This is a genomic window from Syntrophorhabdaceae bacterium (assembly GCA_036504895.1).
GTDB lineage: Bacteria > Desulfobacterota > Syntrophorhabdia > Syntrophorhabdales > Syntrophorhabdaceae > PNOM01.
In genome coordinates, this window is sequence record DASXUJ010000002.1 from 1 (window position 1) to 1,803 (window position 1,803).

The 1,803-nt window shown below is 54.1% G+C and carries 2 protein-coding genes; both read right to left on the reverse strand.

The window, feature by feature from the left end:
• A partial coding sequence (locus VGJ94_00245; protein HEY3275021.1) for a response regulator occupies positions 1-822 on the reverse strand: 822 nt, incomplete at its 3' end.
• 190 nt (positions 823-1,012) lie between these two features.
• Positions 1,013-1,803 (reverse strand): VacJ family lipoprotein (locus VGJ94_00250; protein ID HEY3275022.1); only part of this gene is annotated, 791 nt, incomplete at its 5' end.

The following is a 1,803-nucleotide window of genomic DNA, read 5'->3' on the forward strand; positions in this document are numbered from 1 at the left end:
TCCCACGGGAGAAGCCCGCGCGACGGTGTGGAAAAGCTTCTGACTTCTCCGGAGTTCTTTCTCGGCCAATCTTCTGGTGGTGATGTCGTGGATATTGCACTGGATCACCTTATGGCGGCTTACCATGTATTCGGTACTGACAAATTCCACCTCGATCTCCCGCCCGTCTTTTACGATAAGCGTTAAATCTTCATAACGGACAGACCCTTTGTGCTGCAGGTCGGCAAGGACAGCCTTGCTTGCCTCGCCGGCGTTGAAAGCGCCTAGTTCCCCGAGCCTTTTTCCCCTCAATTCTTTATAGCTATAGCCCAGCATATCGGAGAGGAACGGGTTCACATCATCTATCTCTCCCGTCTCTCCATTGAGGATCATGATCCCGGCCTGGGCCGTTTCGAAAAGTCTCCGGTAACGAACCTCAGAAGTCCGAAGCCCTTCCTCCGCTCGCCTGATCCGCACCATAGACTGGACCCTCGCAAGGAGCTCCCTGTTGGAAACGGGTCTCGTTATGAAACCGTCTGCTCCCCTATTGAGACCATCCGTTTGATGTTCCGATGAAGTCCTGACGCCTGAGGTGAGAATTACAAAAATATCCCTGAGGTCCCCGTCTTCCTTGATCTGCCTGCATAGTTCGGTGCCGGATATATCGGGGAGTACCACGTCGAGGAGGATTATGTCGGGCCGATGGGCGCGGGCTTTGGCAAGACCTTCCTTTCCCGCAGAGGCCCCGTACACTTCGTACCCCGCCCGATTGAGGACCGCAACGGTCAGGAGCAGAAGTTCGGGGTCGTCATCGATAACGAGTATTTTTGTTTTATCTGGTATCTTCTCTCCTTATCCGTTGTATTGTACGCAGAAAACCAGGGTGAGTCAATTTATTGCGAAAGCCCGCTGCTTCGACATGTTATCTTTCAATGCAAAAAACCCGCAAGAAGGTCACGGGCCGCATGGTCAGATTGCGTGAAGACCGGGGCCCGTCACAGGAAAAGAAAACCGGAAGCTTTCATCATGCTTTTTATTCATTAACCTTTTTAGCCGTTTCCTTCAGGTCCGGAAGAGGCAGCTCGCTCCTTTTGAGGTAAAGGAAACGGACCATGTAGTATTCGAAAGGATAGCCGCTCTCGTAGTACCGGAATGTCTCCCTGTGCCGTATATCGACGGCTTCCAGGGCCGATATCGCCATCTGGTTGACGTTTCCGTTCTCCACATTCTCGAAGGGCTTGGTAGTACCGAGAATCGCATAGCGGACTGCGGCGTCCACGGCGAACCCGCCCGCGCTGCGAAGGGTATTGGGACCAACCACCGGCACGACCAGATATGGCCCTGTATTAACGCCCCAGTATTCAAGGGTAAGGCCAAAATCCTCGCTTTCCTTTTTGAGGCCGAAGTGGGTGGCCGGGTCGAAGAGGCCGCCGATACCGATCGTGCTGTTAGTCGCGAAGCGGGCAAACGTCGAAAGGGCCTTTACGCCCTTTAGCTGGAGGAGGCTGTTGTAGAGCGTACGGAACTCCCCGACATTGCCGAAGAAGTTTGAAACCCCGGTCTGGACGAAGGCAGGGGTGACAAACTCATAGCCGCTCACCACGGGAAGGAAGAAGTACTTGTCGAAGTAGTAGTTGAAGGTGTACATCCTTCGGTTAAACCTTTCCCAGGGGTCGTCAATATCGGCAATCCGCTCATCGTCGGAGAATTCGCTCAGCGTATGCATTGGAAGCGCCTCGGGAGGGAGAGCGGCAGTCGTAGCGCACCCTGCAAGGGAGAGTGCCAGGTACAGCATGATGATAACGGGGAAAACAGGACGCAGGG